This is a genomic window from Actinophytocola sp., from assembly GCF_045807065.1.
Lineage (GTDB): Bacteria > Actinomycetota > Actinomycetes > Mycobacteriales > Pseudonocardiaceae > Actinophytocola.
Map to the genome: position 1 here is coordinate 1 of NZ_JBJMIE010000748.1, position 5,250 is coordinate 5,250.

General features: G+C 72.3%; 6 protein-coding genes. 1 reads left to right on the forward strand and 5 read right to left on the reverse strand.

The window, feature by feature from the left end; all coding sequences use genetic code 11:
• The 3 genes from glgB to ACJ73U_RS43790 all read right to left on the reverse strand — a co-directional run.
• Window positions 1–1,244: 1,4-alpha-glucan branching enzyme (gene glgB, locus ACJ73U_RS43780; protein WP_407783703.1), on the reverse strand; the 1,244-nt coding region annotated here is incomplete at its 3' end.
• 56 nt (window positions 1,245–1,300) lie between these two features.
• Window positions 1,301–1,732: a CBS domain-containing protein gene (locus tag ACJ73U_RS43785; RefSeq protein WP_407783704.1), complete on the reverse strand. Its 432-nt coding sequence runs from the start codon at window positions 1,730–1,732 to the stop codon at window positions 1,301–1,303.
• Window positions 1,733–1,796: 64 nt separating this feature from the next.
• A complete protein-coding gene (locus ACJ73U_RS43790; RefSeq protein ID WP_407783705.1) occupies window positions 1,797–2,507 on the reverse strand; it encodes a TetR/AcrR family transcriptional regulator in 711 nt (236 codons plus the stop codon).
• A gap of 68 nt (window positions 2,508–2,575) precedes the next feature.
• Between ACJ73U_RS43790 and ACJ73U_RS43795 the strand changes: the two genes are divergently transcribed.
• Window positions 2,576–3,688 carry an FAD-dependent oxidoreductase gene (locus ACJ73U_RS43795; RefSeq protein ID WP_407783706.1) on the forward strand — a complete coding sequence of 371 codons (1,113 nt, stop codon included), beginning with the start codon at window positions 2,576–2,578 and terminating at the stop codon, window positions 3,686–3,688.
• A 49-nt stretch (window positions 3,689–3,737) separates the two neighbouring features.
• Here ACJ73U_RS43795 and ACJ73U_RS43800 read toward each other — a convergent pair whose 3' ends face one another.
• Entirely contained in the window at window positions 3,738–5,090 is a 1,353-nt protein-coding gene (locus tag ACJ73U_RS43800) for a maltokinase N-terminal cap-like domain-containing protein (RefSeq protein ID WP_407783707.1), read from the reverse strand.
• The coding region (locus ACJ73U_RS43805) for an alpha-glucosidase C-terminal domain-containing protein (protein WP_407783708.1) at window positions 5,087–5,250 on the reverse strand (164 nt) is incomplete at its 5' end. The genes ACJ73U_RS43800 and ACJ73U_RS43805, both read right to left, overlap by 4 nt.

Consider the following 5,250-nt stretch of genomic DNA (forward strand, 5'->3'; position numbering starts at 1 on the left):
GAGTAGTCCAGGTACAGCATCGATGCCACGGCGTCCACGCGGAGCCCGTCGACGTGGAATTCCTCCAGCCAGAACACGGCATTCGCTACGAGGAAGTTGCGCACCTCGGTCCGGCCGAAGTCGAACACGTACGTGCCCCAGTCCGGCTGCTCGCCCCGGCGCGGGTCGGCGTGCTCGTAGAGGGGAGTGCCGTCGAACCGGGCCAGTGCCCAGGAGTCACGCGGGAAGTGCGCGGGCACCCAGTCCATGATCACGCCGATTCCCCTGTCGTGGAGGGCGTTCACGAACTGCCGGAAGTCGTCCGGGCTGCCGAAGCGGGCGGTCGGCGCGTAGTACGACGTGACCTGGTAGCCCCACGAGCCGCCGAACGGGTGCTCGGCCACCGGCAGCAGCTCGACGTGTGTGAAGCCGTTCTCCTGCACGTAGTCCGCCAGCTCCGTGGCCAGCTCGCGGTAGCCGAGGCCCGGCCGCCACGAGCCGAGGTGCACCTCGTACGCGCTCATCGGCGCGGACACCCACTGCGTGGCGTCCCGGCGGGCCAGCCACTCGTCGTCGGACCAGACGTACGACGACACGGTCACGCGGGAGGCGGTCGCCGGGGGGACCTCCGTCGAGAACGCCATGGGGTCGGCCTTCTCGTGCCAGTTGCCGTCGGCGCCGAGGATGCGGAACTTGTAGCACGTGCCCGGGGGGAGGCCGGGGATGAACACCTCCCAGACGCCGGACGAGCCCAGCGAGCGCAACGGGTTGGCGCGGCCGTCCCAGCCGTCGAAGTCGCCGCACACCCGCACGCCGCGGGCGTTCGGCGCCCACACGGCGAACGACGTGCCCTCGACCACCCCGTCGGGGGTCTCGTAGGCGCGCACGTGCGCGCCGAGCACCTCCCACAGCTTCTCGTGCCGGCCCTCGCCGAACAGGTGCAGGTCCAGCTCGCCGAGCGTGGGCAGCCAGCGGTACGGGTCGTCGACGACGTGTGGCTCGCCGTTGTAGCTGACCTCCAGCTTGTACGCGCCGGGGTTCTCCGGCAGCTCGCCGGCGAAGAAGCCGTCGGCCACCTCGGTCAGCTCGGTTCTCTCGCCGCCCCCGAGGACCGCCACGGCCTTGGCGCCGGGGCGGTACGCGCGCGCGACCGTGCCACCCTGGTGATCGGCATGCACGCCGAGCACCGAGTGGGGGTCGTGATGAGCGCCGGCCAGCAACCGGCGCAGTTCGTCGTCGGAGGGCATGCCCGGGTTCGCGTTCATCGTGTTCATTCTGCCGCCGTGCCATAAGCTTCGCTCAACGGGTCGGGCGAAGTCGATCAGCCCTGCGCTATGTAGGACTCCAGCTGCTCACGGTCGGTCTCGAGCTGCTGGATGCGGCTCTTCACGACGTCGCCGATGCTGATGATCCCGACGAGCCGCCCGTCCTCGAGCACGGGCATGTGCCGGATGCGCCGCTCGGTCATGATCTCGGCGAGGCCGTCGACGGCGTCACCCGGCTCGCACGTGACGACCGGCGAGGTCATGATGTCCGAGATCGGGGCCGTGAGCAGCTCCGCGCCCCGCTCGTGGAGGCGCCGCACGACGTCCCGCTCGGACACGATCCCGACCAGCGCGCTGGTCTCGTCGACCACGACCAGCGCGCCGACGTTGTGGCGGGCGAGGTCGTCGAGCAGTCCGGTCACCGACACCGCCGGCGGCACGGTGGCCACCTCGGAACCCTTGGTACGCAACACGTCCGCGACCCGCATGGGTGACACCCCGTTCGTCTCGTCCGGCGTGCGGCCCTCGACGCCGAGAGCCCCTCGATCCAGGCTAGTGAGTGTGGGGGCCGGCCGCTAGACGGGCGGCGACGCCGTCGAGCACGCAGTCCAGCCCGTCCTCGAACACCGCGTCCGGCGAGGGGTTCGCGGCCTCGCGGACCAGCTTGACGAGCGTGGGGTAGCGGCCGGTGCCGAGCACGCGGGCGAGGTACGGGCCGTGGCTGCGCTGCCACTGCCGCTCGTCCATCCCGGTGGCGGCCTCCGCGCGCCGGTCCGCCACCTCCTTGCGGATCGCCCCGATCGCGTACGACGACACGACGTTGACGATCTGCATGGCGGCGTCGATGCCGGCCACGCCGTCCAGCGCGGCCAGCGACTTCTCCAGTTGCGCCAGCATGTGGGGGCCGAGGCTCGGCCGGCCGCCGACCAGGTCGGCGAACCAGGGGTGCCGGCGGGCGGCGTCGCGGAGCTGGTGGGCATGCGCCCGCACCGCCGACCGCCAGTCACCCGGCTGGGCACCCGGCATCTCGGCGTAGACCGCGTCGAGCATGAGGTCCAGCAGCTCCTCCTTGGTGGAGAGGTAGCCGTACAGCCGCATCGGGCCGGCGTCGAGCACGGCCGCGACCTTCCGCAGGGACACCGCGGCCAGCCCGTCGGCGTCCGCGAGCCTGATCGCGGCCGCCACGATGCGGTCGCGGCTCAACGGGGTCAGCGCCGGACGGCTCGGTGGCTCCGGTCGCTCCCAGATCAGTTCCTCGGCCATCGGAGGTGACGATACATCGTCTGCTCCGATACACTGTATCGAGCAATACACTGTATCGGAGGTGGATCGTGAGCATCGGCATCATCGGTGGGGGACCGGGCGGGCTGACCCTGGCGCGTGTCCTGCGCGTCAACGGCGTCGACGCCGTCGTCTACGAGCGGGACGCGTCCCGCGCCGCCCGGAGCCAGGGCGGCTCGCTCGACCTGCACCCGGAGACCGGGCAGCGGGCGCTGCGCCTGGCAGGTCTGGAGGCGGAGTTCCTGGCCATGGCCCGGCCGGAGGGGCAGGACCAGCGCCTGCTCGACCAGACCGGCACCGTCCTGTTACGGCAGGACGTGCCGGACGACGTCCCGATGCTGCGGCCGGAGGTCGACCGCGCGGACCTGCGGGACGTGCTGCTCGACTCGCTGCCGGGTGCCGTGGTGTGGGGACGTGAGTTCGAACAGGCCACACCACTGCCGGACGGCGGGTGGCGGGCGCACTTCGCGGACGGCGGCACGGCCGACCACGACCTGATCGTCGGCGCGGACGGCGTGTGGTCCCGGGTGCGGCCGCTCGTGACCGAGGCCCGGCCGCGGCACTCGGGCGTCAACTACGTCGAGGGGGTGATTCCCGACCCCGACCCCTCGCTGGCCGCGCGGCTGGGCCGCGGCAGCTACATGGCCTTGGGCGAGGGGCAGATCGTGTCCACGCAGCGGGTCCGCGACGGCAGCTACCGCGTGTCCTTCACCGTCCAGACGCCCGAGGACTGGCTGTCGACGGTCCCGTTCGACGACCCGGCCAAGGTCCGCGCCGTGCTCATGGACCTCTTCGCGGGATGGGCGCCGGAGCTGCTCGCCCTGGCCGACGCGTGCGTCGGTGGCTTCGAGGGCCGGTCCCTCCACCTGTTGCCCGTGGGTGTCACCTGGGCGTCGGTGCCGGGCGTGACGCTCGTCGGGGACGCCGCCCACCTGATGCCGCCGGTCGGCGAGGGCGCGAACCATGCCATGCTCGACGGCGCCGAACTGGCACTGGCCCTCGCCGGCGGCGACCAGGACGAGGCCGTGAAGCAGTACGAGACGGCCATGTTCGAGCGCACCGCGGCGGTGGCGCGCCGCACCACCAAGATCTTCGAGATGCTCCTCGCCCCGGACGGCGCCCAGCGGTTGCTCGCGTTCTTCACCGGCCACGCCGAGAAGTAGTGCCGCGCGTCGTGGCATGTGACCCGGCGGCCGGGGTCCCGTGCCACGACTAGGAGCGGCGCTGGATCGCGGCCAGGGGGATCGCCGCCCACTCCGGGCGGTTGTGGTGTTCGTAGCGGACCTCGTACACGGCCTTGTCCAGCTCCAGCGCACGCAGCAGCACGGAGTGCTCCCGCGGGTCCCCGCCGACCTCGGCGTAGCCCGAGCAGAACGCGTCGCGGTTGCGGTCGGACCACTCGGTGGCCCGGGCCGCGCGCTGGCGCCGGTCGTCCTCGCGTTCCTCGCTGCCCGGGAGCAGGTGGAACGCCGCGTAGTCGAACGAGCGGAGCATGCCGGCCACGTCCCGCAGGGGCGAGCGCGGGACCGCCCGCTGCTCCGGCGTCGCGCCCGGCTCACCCTCGAAGTCGATCAGGATCCAGCCCGCCGTCGTGCGCAGGACCTGGCCGAGGTGCAGGTCGCCGTGGATCTGGTGGATCGGGACCGGGTCCGTCAGCGTGCGGACGTCGTCGAACGCGGCACGCAGCACGTCCTCCTCCGCCGCCAGCCCGGGCACCTCGGACAGCACCACGTCCAGCCGGGCGTGCATGGCGTCGACCTCGGCCGCCAGGTCCGCCGGGCCGACCGTCCGCTTGCCCGTCGCCTCCGCCAGTGCCGCGTGGACCTCCGCGACCGCCGCCCCGAGCCGGCCCGACTCGCCGGCGAAGTCGCCGCCGACCTCGTCCGCGTGCAGGTCGCCCTCGGCCAGCAGGTCACGCACGCTCGCGGTGGCCGTCGCCCAGCCCTCGACCGCGTCCGGCAGGAACTTCTGCATGAAGCCCAGCACGGTCGGCGGCGACGAGCGGTCGTCCGTCAGCACCCCGAGCGGGGTGGCGATGTGCGGGTTGCCGGCCAGCGCGCGGTGCAGGTCGACGTCGCGGTTGCGGCCGGGCTCCGGCTGCCGGTAGAGCTTCAGCACGCCGTGGCCGTACACCAGTGACGTGTTGCTCTGCTCGACGCCCATCGGCCGCGGCCGCACGCCGCGCTCGACCCGCCCGTCCGCCTCGAACCGCAGCCCTGCCAGCTCGTCGTGGTCCAGCAGCAGGTCGAGGAACGAGGACATCAGGTCCGGGTCGGCCGGCGCGTCGTAGATGGTGCGGCCGTCGAGCCGGCCGATCACCGAGTGCGCCAGGTGGTCCGACACGTGCGCGCGCACGCCGAACAGCAGCTGGTAGGGGTCGCCGCCGTCGAACGAGACCATCGCGTGCACCAGCGCCGGGTCACCGTCGATGACCACCGAGGACCGCAGCGTCTGGAGGGACGTCGGCGCGTGGCCCTTGGTGCGGAAGAAACGTTGACCGACGACCCACCGTAACAGCGTGTCCCCGAGGTCCTCGGCCAGCTCAGTAGGTCGAATAACCGTCACGGGGTCTCGCCTTCTTCTGTGTCCGACGCGATCTGGAACCAGTAGAAACCGTGGCCGGGCAGCGTGAGCAGGTACGGCAGCTCGCCGATCGCCGGGAACCGCACGCCACCGGTCAGCTCCACCGGCACGCAGCCGGCGTGGTCGGACAGGTTCAGCTCCA